Source organism: Paenibacillus sp. FSL H7-0703, from assembly GCF_038003485.1.
GTDB lineage: Bacteria > Bacillota > Bacilli > Paenibacillales > Paenibacillaceae > Paenibacillus > Paenibacillus polymyxa_B.
Window position 1 is genome coordinate 3,329,342 of record NZ_JBBOPF010000001.1, and the last position, 18,834, is coordinate 3,348,175.

Annotated in this window: 17 protein-coding genes and 1 pseudogene; 10 read left to right on the forward strand and 8 right to left on the reverse strand. The window is 43.4% G+C overall.

Annotated elements, in window-relative coordinates; genetic code table 11:
• The first annotated feature begins 5 nt into the window (after positions 1-5).
• The 4 genes from araA to MHB46_RS14660 all read left to right on the forward strand — a co-directional run bounded on the left by araA (position 6) and on the right by MHB46_RS14660 (position 4,701).
• A complete protein-coding gene (araA, locus tag MHB46_RS14645) occupies positions 6-1,430 on the forward strand; it encodes an L-arabinose isomerase (protein ID WP_103047096.1) in 1,425 nt (474 codons plus the stop codon).
• A gap of 171 nt (positions 1,431-1,601) precedes the next feature.
• Positions 1,602-2,465 carry a hypothetical protein gene (locus tag MHB46_RS14650; protein ID WP_341162674.1) on the forward strand — a complete coding sequence of 288 codons (864 nt, stop codon included), beginning with the start codon at positions 1,602-1,604 and terminating at the stop codon, positions 2,463-2,465.
• Positions 2,466-2,841: 376 nt separating this feature from the next.
• A complete protein-coding gene (locus MHB46_RS14655; protein ID WP_250267040.1) occupies positions 2,842-4,341 on the forward strand; it encodes a malate:quinone oxidoreductase in 1,500 nt (499 codons plus the stop codon).
• Between the two features lie 207 nt (positions 4,342-4,548).
• Positions 4,549-4,701, forward strand: coding sequence for a hypothetical protein (locus tag MHB46_RS14660; protein WP_341162675.1), 153 nt, complete (start codon positions 4,549-4,551; stop codon positions 4,699-4,701).
• Positions 4,702-4,762: 61 nt separating this feature from the next.
• Here the strand turns inward: MHB46_RS14660 and MHB46_RS14665 are convergent, their stop codons facing one another.
• Positions 4,763-5,509, reverse strand: coding sequence for an SDR family oxidoreductase (locus tag MHB46_RS14665; RefSeq protein WP_235306783.1), 747 nt, complete (start codon positions 5,507-5,509; stop codon positions 4,763-4,765).
• A 185-nt stretch (positions 5,510-5,694) separates the two neighbouring features.
• Between MHB46_RS14665 and MHB46_RS14670 the strand changes: the two genes are divergently transcribed.
• Positions 5,695-6,618: an AraC family transcriptional regulator gene (locus tag MHB46_RS14670; protein ID WP_341162676.1), complete on the forward strand. Its 924-nt coding sequence runs from the start codon at positions 5,695-5,697 to the stop codon at positions 6,616-6,618.
• 70 nt (positions 6,619-6,688) lie between these two features.
• Here MHB46_RS14670 and nudK read toward each other — a convergent pair whose 3' ends face one another.
• Together nudK and MHB46_RS14680 are read right to left on the reverse strand one after the other, a co-directional pair.
• Positions 6,689-7,651, reverse strand: coding sequence for a GDP-mannose pyrophosphatase NudK (gene nudK / locus MHB46_RS14675; protein ID WP_341162677.1), 963 nt, complete (start codon positions 7,649-7,651; stop codon positions 6,689-6,691).
• Between the two features lies 1 nt (position 7,652).
• On the reverse strand, positions 7,653-8,837 hold the full coding sequence (locus tag MHB46_RS14680) for a MerR family transcriptional regulator (RefSeq protein ID WP_341162678.1): 1,185 nt from the start codon (positions 8,835-8,837) through the stop codon (positions 7,653-7,655).
• A gap of 123 nt (positions 8,838-8,960) precedes the next feature.
• On the opposite strand from MHB46_RS14680, the pseudogene MHB46_RS14685 reads away from it, so the two are divergent.
• Positions 8,961-9,308, forward strand: a pseudogene (locus tag MHB46_RS14685) (histidine phosphatase family protein); the annotation flags it as partial.
• Positions 9,309-9,399: 91 nt separating this feature from the next.
• Here the strand turns inward: MHB46_RS14685 and MHB46_RS14690 are convergent.
• The gene (locus MHB46_RS14690; protein ID WP_341162679.1) at positions 9,400-10,467 is read right to left on the reverse strand and encodes a DUF4367 domain-containing protein; all 1,068 of its coding nucleotides are present in this window, start codon (positions 10,465-10,467) and stop codon (positions 9,400-9,402) included.
• Positions 10,428-11,018 (reverse strand): RNA polymerase sigma factor, encoded by a 591-nt coding sequence (locus MHB46_RS14695; RefSeq protein WP_341162680.1) that lies wholly within the window; start codon positions 11,016-11,018, stop codon positions 10,428-10,430. Before MHB46_RS14695 ends, MHB46_RS14690 begins: the two co-directional genes overlap by 40 nt.
• A gap of 679 nt (positions 11,019-11,697) precedes the next feature.
• Here MHB46_RS14695 and MHB46_RS14700 point away from each other — a divergent pair.
• A complete protein-coding gene (locus MHB46_RS14700) occupies positions 11,698-12,777 on the forward strand; it encodes an elongation factor G (protein ID WP_341162681.1) in 1,080 nt (359 codons plus the stop codon).
• Positions 12,778-12,840: 63 nt separating this feature from the next.
• On the opposite strand, the gene MHB46_RS14705 is transcribed toward MHB46_RS14700, so the two are convergent.
• Positions 12,841-14,286: a DEAD/DEAH box helicase gene (locus MHB46_RS14705; protein ID WP_341162682.1), complete on the reverse strand. Its 1,446-nt coding sequence runs from the start codon at positions 14,284-14,286 to the stop codon at positions 12,841-12,843.
• 314 nt (positions 14,287-14,600) lie between these two features.
• Between MHB46_RS14705 and MHB46_RS14710 the strand changes: the two genes are divergently transcribed.
• Entirely contained in the window at positions 14,601-15,011 is a 411-nt protein-coding gene (locus MHB46_RS14710) for a YjdF family protein (protein ID WP_069012319.1), read from the forward strand.
• Between the two features lie 138 nt (positions 15,012-15,149).
• Here the strand turns inward: MHB46_RS14710 and MHB46_RS14715 are convergent, their stop codons facing one another.
• Positions 15,150-15,596 (reverse strand): GNAT family N-acetyltransferase, encoded by a 447-nt coding sequence (locus MHB46_RS14715; RefSeq protein WP_069012318.1) that lies wholly within the window; start codon positions 15,594-15,596, stop codon positions 15,150-15,152.
• Between the two features lie 224 nt (positions 15,597-15,820).
• Positions 15,821-16,402, reverse strand: a complete 582-nt coding sequence (locus tag MHB46_RS14720) for a TetR/AcrR family transcriptional regulator (protein ID WP_341163746.1) — start codon at positions 16,400-16,402, stop codon at positions 15,821-15,823.
• A gap of 318 nt (positions 16,403-16,720) precedes the next feature.
• Between MHB46_RS14720 and MHB46_RS14725 the strand changes: the two genes are divergently transcribed.
• Together MHB46_RS14725 and MHB46_RS14730 are read left to right on the forward strand one after the other, a co-directional pair.
• Positions 16,721-17,782 carry an LLM class flavin-dependent oxidoreductase gene (locus MHB46_RS14725; protein WP_341162683.1) on the forward strand — a complete coding sequence of 354 codons (1,062 nt, stop codon included), beginning with the start codon at positions 16,721-16,723 and terminating at the stop codon, positions 17,780-17,782.
• 22 nt (positions 17,783-17,804) lie between these two features.
• On the forward strand, positions 17,805-18,743 hold the full coding sequence (locus tag MHB46_RS14730) for an alpha/beta hydrolase (RefSeq protein WP_341162684.1): 939 nt from the start codon (positions 17,805-17,807) through the stop codon (positions 18,741-18,743).
• Positions 18,744-18,834 lie beyond the last annotated feature (91 nt).

Genomic DNA, 18,834 nt, shown 5'->3' on the forward strand with positions numbered 1-18,834 from the left:
GAATGATGTCAACAGTAGGTACAAAACAGTTCTGGTTTGTCGTAGGTTCACAGCATCTGTATGGGGAAGAAGCATTAGCAGAAGTTAAAGCACACGCACAAGAAATGACCGATGCCTTAAATAAGAGTGGCGTTCTGCCTTATCCGCTTGTATTGCAGGATCTGGCGGTTAGTGCAGACAAAATCACCAATCTCATGAAAGAAGTCAACTATCGTGACGAGGTTGCTGGTGTCATCACTTGGATGCATACCTTCTCGCCTGCAAAAATGTGGATTCGCGGTACTAAATTGCTGCAGAAACCACTGCTTCATCTGGCTACACAGTTCAATGAAAGCATTCCTTGGGCTACGATTGACATGGACTTCATGAACCTCAATCAGGCAGCTCATGGTGACCGTGAATATGGATTCATCAATGCCCGTCTGAAGAAACAAAATAAAGTGGTTGTAGGGTACTGGGAACGTGCGGAAGTGCAGAAGCAAATCGCAGAGTGGATGGATGTAGCGGTTGCTTATAACGAAAGCTTCAATATCAAAGTTGCCCGCTTTGGCGACAACATGCGTAACGTTGGCGTCACGGAAGGCGATAAGGTGGAAGCTCAAATTCAATTTGGATGGACCGTTGACTACTTCGGAATTGGCGACCTTGTTCAGTACGTCAATGCTGTGAAAGAAGAAGAGATTGATGCTTTGTTCGCGGAATACTCCGAACTCTATGAATTTGATTATGGTACTTACAGCAAGGAAGCTTGGGAAGCCAGCGTAAGAGTGCAAGCGAGCTATGAAATTGCCCTTAAACGATTCCTGGATCATGGCGGCTATACTGCCTTCACTACGAACTTCGAAGACCTCTATGGTATGAAACAGCTTCCTGGTCTTGCCGTTCAACGTTTGATGGCACAAGGATACGGCTTCGCCGGTGAAGGAGATTGGAAGACTGCAGCGCTCGATCGTCTGCTTAAAGTCATGAGCCATAACCAATCCACTGGCTTTATGGAAGACTACACCTATGAATTAGCGGCTGGTCAGGAATCGATCCTTCAATCCCATATGCTTGAAGTTGACCCAACGTTGGCAAGCAACAAGCCTAAAATCATCGTTTCTCCGTTAGGTATCGGCGATCGTGAAGATCCAGCTCGTCTGGTGTTTGACGGCAAGGCAGGAGACGGTGTAGTTGTTTCCATGGCTGACTTTGGCACGCATTATAAACTGTTGATCAATGAGGTTACTGCATTTGAACCGACAGTTCCTGCTCCAAATCTTCCAGTGGCCCGTGTACTGTGGAATGTGAAGCCAAACTTCCAAGATGGGGTTAAAGCATGGATTGAGAACGGCGGCGGTCACCATACCGTGGTTTCCTTGAATCTAACCACAGACCAAATTGTTACTTATGCAAAACTGGTTAACCTGGAATACGTAATTATTAAGTAACTAGAAGATAGTCATCTACTAAAAGCATTGGGTCAGTCCTCAGGACCCAGTGCTTTTTATTAGTTTTCTAAGAATGTATAGATATGGGAAGCTTCCTATGCTATCTGGCATTATAACGGGATAATTGGTTTCTCCTTAAGGTAATCATTTAATTTATAAGGATGTGATACTATGGCGAATGTACCAGCTACGAAAACGAAACTGGTTATCGTTGAAGGCATACCTGGCTCTGGCAAATCCACATTATCTAGACACATACATGACATGTTAAACACACATCAAATAGAATCGGAACTATTTTTAGAAGGCAACTTACGACATCCCGCTGATTATGAATCGGTTGCATGTATGCCGAACGAAGAACTTGATCGGCTCCGATCTATCTATTCTGAGGTGTTTCATTACATTGATCCGTTTGTATCTGTGAATGGCAATGACTCTTTAATCGCATATGCACTTGCGCAGCAATCAGCTCCAAATGGAATCCCTTCTAGTTTGTATGAGGAAATTCGGCGTTATGAAATTTACGATGGAGTACCCGTAGAAAAGCACTGCGAGTTGATGATTCAACGTTGGAAGTCTTTTGTTAAAGATCAGCGAGAAAAAGAAAAGTTGATAATACTCGAATGCTGTTTTTTACAGAACCCGGGGTGTTCACTACTCGCCCGACATAACGCTGGAGAGGATCGTTTTATTCAGCATGTATTACAGATTGCGGAGCAAATTCAGGAGTTAAATCCAATTTTGTTCTATTTGAAGCAACCGAATGTGCATGAGACGATTGAGCGAGTTAAAACAATGAGATCTCAAGAATGGTTAGATTTCGCGATTTGGTACCATACGGAGCAAGATTATGGAAAGAACAAGGGGCTTTACGGGTATGAGGGATATATTCAGTTCCTTGAACATCGACGAGAGCTAGAATTACAAATTATTGAGCAACTTCCTTTTCAATCGTTTATTATGGATAACTCCGATTATGATTGGGGGAATCAACAACAGACCGTTTCGAATATCATAATGAAGTATTTATAAGGGCCTATCCCGTAAAGACATATTTTACCGAGTTATTCATATACATGGACTGTTGATTCAATCATTGGAAATTTGTTACTCTACATCATTTGCTTCTAAACGCGTTTTTGGTGTCTGTTATTACTGCTAGTAAGTGAAGCCCAAATAATACAGCGTGTTGAGATCCATTCTTATTATTTCTGCAAAGAAAATTCTCACTTTTTAGCAGAAATGATTTATAATTATCAGATAATAGACAATATAATTTTTAAAAGATTATATTTTAGTTATAATAGAGACAGAAAATATATGTTCCTGAGTGGAGCCTTGCTTCTTGTATCACCTAAGCAGGAGGGCCTGCTCTTTTTTGCAAATATAAGAGATAAGGAAGGTTTTTATGAATAGCATTCAGAAAAAAACAGACATTATCTTAATTGGTGCCGGAGTCATGAGCGCGACTCTGGGATCATTGCTGAAAGAGTTAGCACCGGAGTGGGAAATTCAAGTGTTTGAGAAACTCGCAAACGCGGGAGAAGAAAGCTCTAACGAATGGAATAATGCAGGTACAGGCCATGCTGCACTGTGCGAACTGAACTATACATCCGAGAAAGCTGACGGATCTATAGATATTCGTAAAGCTGTAGACATTAATGAGCAGTTTCAGCTTTCAAGACAGTTTTGGTCTTTTCTTGTAAACAGCAATTTGATTCGTAATCCACAGGACTTTATCAAACCAATACCTCATATGAGTTTGGTAACAGGAGAGAAAAATGTATCTTTTTTGAAAAAAAGGTTTAAAGCGCTTTCAACTATTTCTCTGTTTCAAGGCATGGAATTTTCCGACGACCCTGAAAAGCTGAAGGAATGGATTCCGCTGATTATGGAAGGCCGTACATTGAATGAACCCATCGCGGCAACCAAAATCGACTCTGGAACAGATGTCAACTTTGGTGCTTTAACACGCATGTTGTTTGAGCATTTAAAAAGTAAAAACGTCGAGATTAATTACAAACATAGTGTAAAGGATATTAAACGTGCGAGCGACGGCTCGTGGAAGGTCAAAGTCCATAATCTGGATAACGGTAAAATCGAATACCATAATGCCAAATTTGTCTTTATCGGTGGTGGGGGTGGAAGTCTACCTTTGCTACAAAGAACAGGTATTCCTGAGTCCAAATATATCGGGGGATTCCCGGTAAGTGGACTATTTATGGTATGTAACAATCCTAAGGTTGTCGCCCAGCATCATGCAAAAGTATATGGTAAAGCTAAGGTTGGTGCTCCTCCCATGTCTGTTCCGCATCTGGATACAAGATATATCGGTAACCAAAAAGCACTGCTATTTGGACCGTTTGCCGGCTTCTCACCGAAGTTCTTGAAAACGGGCTCAAATTTGGATTTGATCGGTTCTGTAAAACCCAATAATCTCATTACGATGTTGGCCGCAGGCGCAAAAGAGATGGCATTGACCAAATATCTGATCCAGCAAGTGATGTTATCGAATGAAAAGCGTCTGGAAGAATTACGCGAGTTTATTCCGAACGCCAAAATCGAGGACTGGGGGATCGTGGTAGCAGGCCAACGTGTGCAGGTGATCAAAGATACGGAGGGTGGAAAAGGAACACTTCAATTTGGTACGGAAGTGGTTAGTGCCGCTGATGGTTCGGTAGCTGCACTGCTCGGCGCTTCTCCGGGTGCTTCTACTGCTGTTCACGTTATGCTGGAAGTATTGGAAAAATGCTTCCCACAACATATGGAAGAGTGGGAACCAAAAATCAAAGAGATGATTCCTTCTTATGGGGTGTCACTAGCGGAAAACCCAGAGCTTTACCAAGAAATTTACAATTCCACAACGGAGGTGCTGGGTCTGGGCGAAAAAGAACCGCTTCATCGTTAATTTTTGCATGGCTGGTAACTGGATCATCCCACTACTTTTTAATAATATGTACAGTAATCTTACGATATATTTTAAAGTCGAATAAGCAACAATACAAAATTTTGCAATCCTTCTACATTTTCTGTGTCTGCACAGTGATCATAGTAATTATGTAGCGCCCTATAGACTCTATTCAGTTCCAGTTGTCCAATGAACGGGTGCAGCGGATTGCTACCCCGGCTTGGTCCAAACGCAGATGGGCGGGGAAAAGGCAGAGCTGTCAGTGGAGGATGGAGTGAAAACGGCGGTCCGACTAGCGACCCGCCGGAGGATGGTCCAACGGGCGGATTCTATTACATGGATGATCAGCTTCCGTGGTAAAGCTTTGTGCATAAATAGATAGGGGCGCACTCACAAGAGGAGGTGCCCCTATCTATTTATATTACATTTGTGCGGTTGGACGGATTACGATTTCGTTCACATCAATATCGGCCGGTTGTTCAATTGCGAATCCAATTGCACGGGCTACCGCGTCAGGTGTCATGGCTAGTTTATCCCGAATGGCAGCGAGTTGATCTCTCAATGCTGGATTGGTCATACCCTCCGTGAAATTCGTCTGCACAATACCAGGCGAAATGATGGTCACGCGCAGCTTGTCGCCAGCCTCCTGGCGCAATCCCTCTGAGATGGCGCGCACGGCGAACTTCGTACCAGAGTAGACCGACTGGTTCGGCACAGTCTTATGTCCTGCTACAGAAGCGATGTTCACGAAATGTCCGGAACCCTGCTTGCGAAAGATAGGCAACGCTGCGGCTATACCGTACAAAACGCCTTTAATGTTGACATCAATCATGTCCTCCCAGTCCTCGACACACAGATCTTCGAGAGGGGAAATAGGCATAACGCCAGCGTTGCTGACGAGAACATCCAGCTTCCCGTACCGTTCGCAAGCCAAATTAACGAGATTGCACAGATCCTCGCGCCGTCTCACGTCAGTGCGTGCATAAACAGCTTCGCCACCTCGATTGGAAATGCGTGTCGCCAGCGCTTCAAGGCGCTCCGCTCCGCGCGCTCCAAGCACGACTTTTGCTCCACGCTCGGCAAGCAACAGTGCTGTTGCTTCTCCAATTCCGCTGCTTGCACCTGTAATCACGACGACTTTGTTCTCTATTCTTCCTTCCAAATGCATAGCCCAATCCTTCTTCCTTTAATCTATTTGCCTTAGGCCCTCTGTTGGCCTTGCAAGTAAATTTTAAGTAGAATTCGATTGAGACAGGTAGACCGATCAAGTCCAATTCTTGCCTAATCCTATTCGGCGCGCATATAATTAGCACATCAATATTAGCGTTCAACGGAAAGGAAGGTGAAGCATGAATGATTTCGTCTCTTCCCCCCTTTGATATTTCTACGAATCTACAAGAACTGATTCATCTAATTCATCAACATGCGTCTTCGGATGGGACGTTTGTCTCGTCTGTGCCAGGACTTTATTTCAGACGTGCAAGCCATGTGTCCGAGCTGAATCATACGGTCCATATGCCCTCCCTGTACGTGGTTGCACAAGGCTCAAAGACAGCAATGCTGGCTGGAGAAAACTATGTGTACGATCCAACAACCTACATGGTCACATCAGTTCAACTTCCTGTAATTGGTAAAATAACTCAGGCCTCGTCGGAGCTTCCTTATCTAAGTCTTCAATTATCCATTAGCCCAGACGTCATTCTGGACATTATCAAGAAGAGTCCTCCTCGATGTACCGTAAAGACTGGACGCGGCATACTAGTGAGCCAATTTGACCCTCTGCTGCTTGATGCGCTGCTTCGGCTTGTCAGACTTTCGGATACGCCTGCGGATATTCAATTTCTTGCGCCGCTTATCACGCACGAGATCCTTTATCGTGTATTACAAGGTGAGCAGGGGGCTTTAATCAGGCAATTTGCCGTAGTTGGTAGCTATGCACATAGCATCTCCCAAGCGATCCATCTGATAACCCGCGATTACTCTAAGCCTCTTGTGATTGAGGAATTGGCGAAGGAAGTAAACATGAGCCCTTCTTCCTTACACAAGCATTTTAAAAAGGTAACGGCTATAAGTCCTCTGCAGTATCAGAAGGCCATTCGACTGCAGACTGCACGCCGCTTGCTGCTCTCGGAGGGATTGGAAGCCGCCAATGCAGGCTTTCGCGTTGGCTATGAGAGCCCTTCGCAGTTCAGCCGGGAATATGGACGCATGTTTGGGCGTCCACCGATGAGTGATGTTAAACATTTGCGCAATTCCCTTAGTGTCTCAGTTGATTGAGAGATTCTTCGGGTGATCCGTGGGGAATTCCCAGAGGCAAGTTGTCTTGGGTCTGCTCAAAGAGGATATATCACACCAACGGAAGTTCGTCGAGCCGTTCGTAAATCAACAATCCTTTCTCTTTCGCCACCCTTACCATTTCATCGGCACCCTGAGAGGGTCCTCCAACCCGAAGCACGGCGTTACAGTAATCAAGCAGGCGAATGGAAGACGGGTGAAAGATTTTGTTAAAGGTCTCATCTCCCAGAGCAGTGGAACCGGCTGTCGCGATAAGGGGCAAAGCATACCACTCTCCCAGCACCGGCATGTGACCAGCCTCGTAAACTTGAAGAGCAATTTCATTCATGTAGTTGACGTTCTTTTCGATTAATACATGATCATCATTCGTTCCAGATCGATAAGGGCCTGCGATAAGGATATGAAGCGGTTTCGATTTCACTTTCAAGAGGCCCTGGATCTGAGCGTATTGGAGCAGCATTATCGTCTTGGCGTCACGAATCTCGCCGCTTTCGACCATGTCTAGCGCTCGAGCAAACGGAAGTTCTATCACTTCAATGTTTTCCTGCTCCTCCTCAAGGCCACCACCGCCACCCGTTGTCATATCTTCACTATACTCGGCTACATAGAAGTGCAAGATTTCGGTAACGGAGCCCGGTGACATATAGGCCTCGCCAACTTTCTGCACACGGTCGATACGGTATCCCGTCTCCTCCTCCGTCTCCCGAAGTATACCTTCTTCCGGTGTTTCTTTATCGAGTAATCCTGCACAGGTTTCGATAAGCATTCCAGTTTCATTACCGTTCCGATAAGTAGGCATTCGGAACTGTCTGGTCAGTACAACGGCTTGTTTGTGCTGATTATAGAGCAGGATCGTTGCGCCGTTGCCACGATCGTACACTTCACGGGATTGTGTCTCCCATTGTCCATTATTTTTTTCAAACTCGAATGTGACCTTATTTAAGATGTACCAGTTATCCGATAGAAGCTCCTCTTTTACGATCCGTACTCTTGGGTGATACTGTTGTGCCTTCATCTCATTTCCTCCCTAGAAAGATTCCGTTCTCTTTAGTCATTTCGAGAGTTCCGTTCTGCTGCAGAAGCCGATTGACGTGGTCTCGAAACTTGTCAATCGCCGATCCGACAAGTCGCTCTCTTGCGTTCATCGGAGTCGAAATTATATATTCGATCAGGGGTTCCGCCTCGTCGACCAACAGACAGTCCTCGTATCGAAGCAACCGAAGATCGGAAAAGCAAGAAGACAGCAAGTCCCCTCCGTTATCCAGGTGGAACCGTTTAATAGCATGATCCAACACATGAAGCTCAGGATCGAACGAAACCGCCAAGTGTTCGACCTCTTGTAGGTGTTGAGTGCTCATTGTAGAGGCGCATACTATACCTCCTTGCTTTAAGATACGGTGCATCTCGCGGATTGCTCTAGGGATGTCCGGCACGTGGTACAGCATGTTGTTAGCGATAACCATATCGAATTGCTCTTCATGGAAGGGGATCTGTTGCGCGTCAACAGATAAAAACTTAAACTGCGAATTGTTGCTTCCCAAGCGGCAACGTGCTTCTTCCACCATTCCGCTTGACATATCGGTAAGCGTGATACGCCAGCTGCTTGGAATTCGCTCGGCGTTTCTTATCCAAAAGGTGCCGTCGCCGCAGCCCAACTCGAGAATATGGGCTCCCGGTTGCACCTCCAGTTGTTCAAAGATCCAACGATGCCAGCCTTGGGGATTTGTACTGTACTTGTCGTAAAGATGTATCCGCGTTTGCAGACGGTTCGCCGTCCGATATTGCTCCCCCCAATTTTGCTCACTCTGCACGGTTTGGATAACATCCGCCAAATGGTTCCAATCGGAGCCATAGGCCGACATTTCCATAGCATCACGTATTGCATGCACTACGTGCTCCGTATGGGCAATTTTCTTTTGTAAAACATCGAGTTGTGCTTGCAACGAATGTCTGATCTCTCCGTTGGATGGCGATTCTGCATCTAAAATGTCCATTATTTTTTGAAGCGATAACCCTAGATACTTCAACATCTGAATTCGCTGTAATCTTTCCATATCTTTCATGTTGTACAGTCTTATGGATCCAGTGCGGTGACCTCCTGGACTCAGAAGTCCAATTTGATCGTAATATCGCAATGTCCTGACCGTTATCCCTGTACGTTTGGCAAGCTGTCCTGTCGTCAGACAGTTCTCTTTGTCCATCCATTGCTCACATCCAATTGATTGCTCTAGCATGTCGTTCTCAGTCAGTATAGCAAATGACGTAACGTCACCTTCAAGAAAAATTTATGCAATAAGAAACAAGAGAAAACCACCCTAGCAAAAGGTAAAGAAAGAATTTTTTCTAGTGAAGACAACCGAATGCCCGATGATGAATTATTCCCTTTGTTAGATAAGTCATTTTCTGATCCCAACTTTGCTTTAACGGGAGGAGAGTCTAATGCAGTTTGTCAGAACCGAAGTATAACGGTCTTAAAGGAATTGTTAAAAATCTACCGAGGACGGAAAGTCGCATTAGGCACTCATGGAGCTGTAATGACTTTAATGATGGGGTATTATGACAAGCAGTACGATTTGAATTTTTTACTACACACATCCAAACCAGACGTATACAGAATGGAATTCAATGATCAGGAATTAGTTGAGGTAAAAAGATTGTGGAACATGCCGTAATAGTTTGTGAGGAAAAGGTATACGGACTATTCTTCAAAAAGAGACCATCCTTTTTTAAGGGTGGTCTCTCTTCAAAGCTTTTCCTTTATAGCTATTGCGGTGAACCGTTAAGCAAATCTTCGGCTATTTTTACCAGGTCTTCTTTGCTCAGCGGGCTGTCCTGGTTATCAGATATGTTGTAGTGTAAACGTCTTTTTTCATCGAGCCATCCCAGTCGGTTTTTTCCTACCTCCAAGGGCTTGCTTGTTTCGCTTGCTCTGATGTAATAGGCCTTGGTTCCTTTAATCATCAGTTCCTCAGCCGAATCCTGTTCATTTTGCATCACGGTCGTCTTTGTGACCTCAGGAGCGTATTTGGTGACGGTGATGTTTACATAGTCATTTCCTCTTGTATACCGGGCAAAGGTGAAGTCTGACTTGTCCCAGCTCAGCTTTTGAATAAACAGATTTTCACCTTCCGGTGCAGCTTTGGCCTGTTGCGTCAGTTTATCCGTTAAAGCTCTATATTCCTCTTTGTTCATCATCCCAGGATATGCAGCGACTGGATAGACGTATCCGAAATCAAATCGGTAGTTGTTCGGCAGATGAGTGGGATTGTGGAATAACGGAGCTTCTGTCCGCTTGATTTCATCCTGCAGACTGCTGAAGCTAGAAAGTTCAGTCGGTTTGTAGGCAAACAGGACGGGATTAGACGAGTTTCTTTGAATCATAGAGTCGTCCTTGACGTAATAGGCGGCATACTCTCCGGGCTGTAAACGGTCTATCACCTTCTCGTTCCACTGTGTATAGGTGGAGGTATATGTTTGGGAAGCGTCAGTTTCGGCAGGTGTTTTGGCGGTATTTAATACGACATCGCCTTTACTGTTACGGAATTCCAGATATTGCGAAGCGGCGTATCCAGTCACAGAGGCGCCCAATACAAAGAGCAAGATCATGATAGGAGCGGTGATGCGCGGCCGAAGACGCATTTTTACAATGAACCCCTTTTTGGGTTTCGACTTTTGGTAGACCTGTTCCATCACTTTGTCCGAGACGTCAAAGACTTGGATTTTTAAGACGTTCTCTGGCTCCGTCAGCATATCCATATTTTTTAAGCCCCTGTCTTTCAGATCGGTGTATTTCAGACCTTGTTCCTGAGTTCTGTCTTGTAATTCACGCATTTTGGGTCCTCCTTTATGGGCTCCATCATTTTTTTGAGCTTTGTTTTTGTTCTGCCGTATTTTTTCTTGATAGCTTCCTCGCTTTTGTTCATAATCTCCCCGATTTCTCCAAACGATTTTTCTTCAAAAATGCGCAGCACCAGCAGGTTTCGTTCTTCTGCATTCAGTTGGCCCAATGCCAGGCTTAGCGGTTCACTGAAAAGCTGACGTTCCATAACCTGCGCAGCGCTGTCTGAAGTCATGTTAGTTGAGTTGAACAGGGTAATTTTAAATTTGCGCTGTAGACTTTTCCTGCGAATCAGGTTCAGGCAGTGATGATAAGCCATTTTATACAGCCAGGAGGAGAAGCCCACTGTGGGTTTGTACATACTGATTTTCTCGAAAGCACTAACGAAAATATCCTGTACAGCCTCTTCCGCTTCCTGCTCACTGCCTAATAGTCGCCAGCAGTACACAAAAATCTGACGCTGATACTCCTTTACAATGTAGGCGTAATCCTGGATCTCGCCAGCTTGGACCCGTTTAATTCTATATTCGATTTCCTCATTCAAGGATTTAGGCACCCCCTCTGATTAAAAAGAAAACTATATCTGTATAACAAATGAAGATGAACCAAAGGGACATCTTTTCTAAAATTTTTTAAGTATTAAATCAACCCTCTAAGAGAATACGATAAAGCAGAACAATTATCACCAACGTTGTTGATTTCATAGAGCTTGGATTTTTATTGTGGAAATAAATAGAATGATAAAATATACCTATCAAAAAAGTGATAATAGATTGTAAAGAAAAAAGGAGATGGGAAATGGGGTTTTATGATAATAGGGGAGTCCAGATGGTGGTTGCACTTTTATATCCTGTTATGGAAAAATACTTTTTATGTAATCATCTCTAATGTCTTGATGTGGATTATATCCGTACCTATGTGGTGGCTGCTAGTTGAACGTGTGAAAACAGACCAGGGCGCTGAAACTTTCATTTCGTCATTACCATTCATTATATTGTTATACATATTTACTGTATTACTACCCGTGAAATTTTAATTGTTCTATTTAGACATTACATTTTTAATAAGTTTAGACGTCGCAATAGTAAGTAATCTCTGAAACGATTCGGGAGTGTTTTTTCAAAATCGCACGGAAGTTACTCATCGAGAAATAGAAAATATGAAGGAGATATTCCAAGAAGAGTGGCCAGCTCGTAAAAAAATATGAGAGGATACAGTTTCTTATGAATGAAAGTACTAAGAAATATAATTTTGATAATATGATACGTTATCTTAATGATCAAATGGAGTTACTACCTAACTTAGAATCAAAATACATGGGATTAACAATGCCTTTTCCTCAACAAACTGCGTTACGAAATAGGATTATTGAAAGTATTGAAGCATTAATAAAATACGATCAGGATGTTTGTATTGCTCTTCATTTGAATCAGGCTGATGATAGATCAATTGAATATAAGAAAATAATTTTAATAGGGAATGATTACTTGCATCTTAAGAGAATCATTGATTTTATGGAAAGACAACACATTAAATTGAATATCAAAGACACCTGTATACTCTACAGAGAATATACTGCTGACTTGAATATTCATTTGAAAGGCAATCATTCTAGAATAACAAGTTTAAATGACCTATTTGCAGGAGTCGAAATTCATATTGATCATATTCAGGCTGGAATGGGATATAAATACGAAAATAAACAAGTGGATGAAGATATTATTCATTATTGTTGTCATAAAGATGATGAGGAAGGAAAGGAACTTGGATATCAATTATTTATCAAATCGTTAGATTACTTTTCCAAGAAATTATTAGCTGAAGGATTTGTATTAGGGTATCCTGCTGTAGATTCTAAAATTAAAATAATGAAAGCCTCTTGTACAAAGTGTTTTTATCGAGATTATTATTATATTAGTGGAGCACATATATCGCTCAAAAACGCTATGCTGAAAGCAGATTGGCAAATATGCGAACCACTGATGCAGATCCATATGACCTGTAACAAGCTATATTTCGAAGGAAACTCTTTTTTTAGAGAGGTAGAAAATATATATATATTCGAGGACAAAGAGGATTGTAAGTTATCATTTAAATCTAGACTTTCCACAATCATTGAGATTCTAGAAGAGATGTATGACCATAAAAAAGATGTTTTGGACTTCCATATGAAATTGGACAGCTTTGTGCCAATTGAAGATGATACTCAGTTGAAAGAAAAATTTAAAGTCATTTATGATATCGATAAATGGAAAGATGAATTAAACGATCAAGAGATAAACTCGGCAATCCCGCCCGTATAGCTAACGAAAACCATCGGCTATGCTGGGCGGGATTGCCTCACCCTCTTTAGTGCAGCGTATCTTCTACTTATTCCCTTTGCGTACCTTTAACAGCTTACCCTTTACGGTTGTATTCTTCATAATCTCAAGCACCAGGGGACCTTTACCATTCAGAATCTCAACATCTGTCGCATAATCCAGAATCGTAATGATCCCGATATCATCTGCGGTGACCCCGTCAAGCTTAGCGATGGTCCCCACGAAGTCGACAGCTCTAAGTTGTTTCTTCTTACCGCCGTTAAAGTTCAGCTTCATAATCTGTTGGTTTAGTTGCTCGCGCTTATCATTTTTGAGTGCGGTTTTTACATGCAGTTTCTGCTCAAAATCTTCTCTACGGAGGTCAACAGCCTCTTCTGAGGGAGCCTTTACCTGTGGAATCGCGAACCCAATATATGCTTCAATATCAGCTAATCTTCGGCCATCCTTAGGAGTGATGAGGGAAATGGCTTTACCCGTTTTGCCAGCACGTCCCGTACGTCCTGTGCGGTGAACATAGCTTTCCTTCTCAAGGGGAATATCGTAGTTAATGACATGGGTGATATTCGTGATATCAATCCCTCTGGCGGCAACATCTGTCGCGATCAAGTAACGGAATTGACCCCTTCTAAATGCATTCATTACCTCAAATCGCTCGTCTTGCTCCATGCCACCATGAATGCGATCACATGGATATTCAAGATCAGCCAATGCTCTGAATAATGTATCTACATTCTCCTGCGTACGACAGAAAATAATGCAGCTGTCAGGATTCTCAACAATGAGCAAATCTTGCAGTAGTGCCAGCTTGTCTGACTCCTTTACCTGAATAAGAGAGTGATCAATTGTAGCGGTCGTTATACCGGTTGCTTTTATTTCAATTTCAACAGGATCCTTCATATACTTGTGTGACAGTCTGGCTACATCCTCAGGAAAAGTAGCGGAGAATAACATGGTAACCCGGTCACTAGGCAGGGCCTGAATGATTGACTGAACTTGCTCGATAAAGCCCATATTCAGCATCTCGTCAGCTTCATCAATCACGAGGTAGGCCATTCGATCTAACGATAGCGTGCCTCGTTCAATATGGTCCAGTACACGTCCTGGCGTACCTACAGCCATATGTGTTCTTTGTTTTAACTCGGCCTTTTGGATATGAAAAGGATGTTTTCCATAAAGGGGCGTTGCTTTTATCCGCTTAAAGCGTCCAATATTCGTGATGTCTTCGGTGACCTGTAACGCGAGTTCACGGGTTGGCGTCAGAATTAAAGCTTGGGGCTTATTCTCATTCCAATCTACTAGCTCACAAAGTGGAATACCGTATGCCGCTGTTTTGCCGCTACCTGTTTGCGATTTGGCGACAAGGTCCTTCTTCTCAAGCGCAACTGGAATGACTTCCGTCTGAATCTCTGTTGGCGTCTCATAGCCCAAGCTACTCAGCGCTCTTACAATTTCTTCACTTAATGCGTAATCTGTAAAATGCTTCTGACTCATTTTCAACCTCTTCTGCGCTGTATTTGAATACCATTACATATATAATGTCATCGTGTATCGAACTTATACTCATATAGTATACTCTATATCCAGGTTCACTCTAATACATATCAGCGGTTTACAATATCATACAGAATTAATCTTTTCATCTTGCTGTTTTCCAGTAAGGCAACTATACTTTTTCTGGGACGAAAAAACACAGTCTGGTTGGTAGTCCAGACGCATGAATGACTCTCAGATTCCAAGAGTACCATGTCAGTAACCTTCCCCCCTCGGGATGTCCATCGTTTCGATTTAAAATGAGGGGGTTTAAAATGAAGCTTACAGTTTATCATGATGGACAGTATTGGGTTGGAGTCGTGGAAGAGCAGGACCAAGGGAAATTGAAGGCAGCTAGGCATATCTTTGGTACAGAGCCTAAGGACGAGGAAATTCTCCATTTTATCCGTGAGGAAATGTGGGAACTTGTTGGTCGGCTCTCACAAGAGGTGGCTATAAAGTGGTCTGAAACGAAGAAGGTCAATCCGAAGCGGCTAGCAAGGCAGGCAGCGTATGAATTAAGACAGAAGGGGGTCTCCTCCTATGCACAAGAGGCCCTAAAGTTAGAGTATGAGAAGCGCAAGCTGGAGAAACATGCTTACTCTAAACAGCAAAGAGAATCCATGAAGGCACGGATAAGGGAATTAAAGGAGAAAAAAGCGAAAGAAAAACATCGCGGGCATTAATAAAACCTCCATCCTTATCCACAATTGTTACGCATGTTTTATATCAGCATATGTGAAAACATGTGTTACGCACAAAGGGCACCCGATTGGGTGCCCTTTAAACTGTCGTTAGCGCGGAGAACCGTATCAAAAGTATTGTTACGATGAAAAGTGAACCCAGTCTCTCCCTTGGACAGCATCCATCTTTTTAAAGAAAATTTGAGCGCGTTTATTCTCAGTAGAAGTTATCCAGGTCATATGAGCATATCCATGATTTTGTGAGTACTTTTGACATTCTAAAAAAAGCTGTGATTCTACTTCTGTATCTCTAAAGGGCTCCATTACAAATAGGTCGTTCATAACTATGATTTTGTCTGCTTTCATCGTGCTAAAGGTAAAGAATAATGTAGCAAAGCCGATTAATTCTCCATTTTGTTCCGCCACAAATTGTATACCGTTTTGCTGCTCAAAAAGGGTTTGAATCAAATTATGAATTTTTTCGATAGGTGGCCTAGGGTTTTGATAAAAACCAACGATGTATTCATACATTAACTCGGTCAAACTGCTTAAATCATCAGGCTTAGCGTTTCTTATTAAAAATGACATTAGATGTACTCCCTTTTCATTAGTTTTGAATTAATATACATCATTAAGTATATATATGCAATACTAAGATCAGTGAAGGAATCGTTTGAACTCATGCAAATGCGAAGAAGTATGTAATATGAGCGCAACAAGGGCTGCCGAGAAAATGTATCCGGCAGCCTTTGTTGCGCTGAGGGACATGTGCGTCGAGATACACCCATTCGTTAAAAATGAATTACTCCGAATTACTTAAGAAGTGTAAGTGTCACCTCTATCGTGTTATCAATAAATGATCGTTCTGGACGAGACTTTATCATTACGGTCAGTCCAATTAACGATACGACTAGCGCCTGAGATACAGCCTTCGCATCGAGCCCGATTTCAAGTTCACCTGATTGTATACCTCGTTCAATGGTTTCCTGAAATATAACTGATAGGTACATTTGATGTTCCCTTGTAAGAATTTCAAATTTCTCATCATGGGGCGCAAGTTCAACCATTGTATTGATACAAAAGCATCCTTTTCTAGGGTTTTCCGCATATTCCTCTTCAACTACATCCTCAAAAAAAGTACGAAATGCTTCTTTTACAGATGGAATGCTTTGAAGTTTGGTTCGGATCAGAGAAGCGCGGGACATCATGTATTTGCGCAGCGCAGCTTCGAACAATTCTTTTTTGCCCCCAAAAGTGGAATATATACTAGGTCGTTGAATTTCCATTCTGGAAGTTAAATCACTCAATGAAGTAGCTTCATATCCCTTTTCCCAAAATATTTGCATAGCTGCATCTAATACTTTATCTTCGTCAAATTCGCGGATTCGTCCCATAATCAATACCTCTCATTGCTCGTAATTTTATTCTTAACTCAATAGCTCTGATCATAATTGACAGGAGTCTTTATTTGCGTACCAATTAGTATGTTATTATCTTATAATTTGCCCGTTAGATTGTCAAATGCAGGTTGGTTTATCGCACCAAGGAGATATCAGTATGATGATGAATCAAAGAATTTTTACTATATTTATTGACAGTATTCTTTTTGATGAGTTATATTTACTGGGAAAAATATTTTACCGATCAGTATGATATTTTATCGGTATTTGATTGTCATACAAAGAAGGCTATTAGAATAGGAGAGATGGACCATGGAGATAGGTATTACTTCGTTTGTAGAAACAAAGCCTGACGTTCAGACAGGTGAAGTGATAAGTCACGCACAGCGATTGCGCGAAGTTGTCGAGGAAATTATTCTTGCTGATCAAGTGGGACTTGATGTGTTTGGGGTAGGTGAGCATCATCGGCAGGATTATTCGGCATCTTCACCAGCAGTTGTGCTGTCAGCGGCTGCAGCGCAGACGAAACGGATTCGGCTGACCAGTGCAGTGACAGTGCTTTCTTCAGCTGATCCCGTTCGCGTTTTTCAGGATTTTGCTACGCTGGATGGTATTTCGAATGGACGTGCGGAGATTATGGCAGGCCGAGGTTCCTTTATTGAATCTTTCCCTCTGTTTGGCTATGACTTGGAAGACTATGATGAGCTGTTTGAACAACATTTGGAATTGCTCCTTAAAATACGGGAGTCCGAAAAAGTAACCTGGAAGGGCGGGCATCGGCCAGCGATTAACCATTTGGGTGTGTATCCACGGCCGGTTCAGAATCCTTTACCGATATGGGTTGGCAGCGGGGGCAGGCAGGATTCTGCTATCCGTGCAGGTCTGTTAGGACTGCCCTTGATGCTGGCGATCATTGGTGGAAATCCGATGAATTTTGCACCGCTCGTGCAGCTTTATAAGAAAGCAGCAGCGCACGCTGGTCATGACGAATCACAGCTTAAGGTTGGATCGCACTCGATAGGATTTGTCGGAGAGAATAATGAACGAGCTGCAGATACATATTTCCCTTCTACGATGGCAGGTATGAATAGATTAGGCAGGGAGCGGGGCTGGGCGCATTATGATCGTTCTAGCTACGATGCCGCGCGCAGCTTTGAAGGTGCGCTGTATGTTGGCGATCCTGAGACTGTTGCCCAGAAGATCATTCACCTTCGCAAACATGTAGGTGTTACACGCTTTATGCTGTATGTTCCGTTAAGCACGATGCCGCATGCCGAGGTGATGAGAGCCATTGAGCTGCTAGGAACAGAGGTAGCACCCCGAGTTCGGAAGGAAATAACCAAGTGGGAAGCTGAAACGGAAAAAAGATCATAATTCAATTATAGGAGTGATTTGAATGGATTTTGAAAGTCGGTTATTACCAGAATTAAGGCCGATATTAGAACAATTTCCTGGCTTTCAACTGGAAGAAAATTTAGAACTGAGTAGAAGCTATTTGTCGAGTCCTCCCATTGAGCAGTCGAAGCACATACGCACAACAAGCCGGATGATTCCGAGCGTAGCAGGCGAGATATTAGTCAAAATCTACGAACCTGCCCAGCGAACTGACGTTAAGCTTCCGGCCATGCTGTGGATTCACGGGGGAGGCTATGTGATGGGGCATCCTGATATGGACGATGCTTTGTGCGAACGCTTCGTGCAGGCTGCTAAATGCGTCGTCGTATCGGTCGATTACCGACTTGCTCCCGAGCATCCCTACCCAGCTGCCATCGATGACTGTTATGCCGCTTTGACGTGGATGACCGACGAAGCTGAGCTACTGGGCATCGACTTAGACCGGGTCGCAATTGCCGGAGCAAGTGGGGGCGGCGGTCTGACTGCAGCACTTGCTTTAATGGCCCGTGACAAAGGCGGGCCAGCCCTCATTTTCCAAATGCCGCTGTATCCGATGATCGATGACCGCAGTATTACGGCGTCAAGTCATGAAATTACGGCCGATAACGCACCATGGAACCGGAAGAACAACTTGGCGGCCTGGAACATGTACTTGGGGGATCGTACTGAAGACACCGAGGTGTCCCTATACGCTGTGCCGTCGAGAGCGGAATGCTTGGCTGGGCTACCGCCGACCTATACGTGCATAGGCCAGCTCGATCTGTTCCGAGATGAGACGATCGAATATGTAGCACGCCTTGCCCAAGCGGGGGTGGACGTCGAATTCCATCTGTATCCCGGCACATTCCACAACTTTGAGGGGATGGTTCCGCAAGCAGAAGTAAGCCAACGTGCTAGCCAAAGTTATGTAGACGCAATTGCAAGAGCCCTTAATCCTTAAACTATTCAATAGGCAGTCTCCAAAGTGATATGCTTCCAAAAAAGTAGACAGGTTAAATAATAAAACTTGCTACTGTAAGGGGAGTATATCA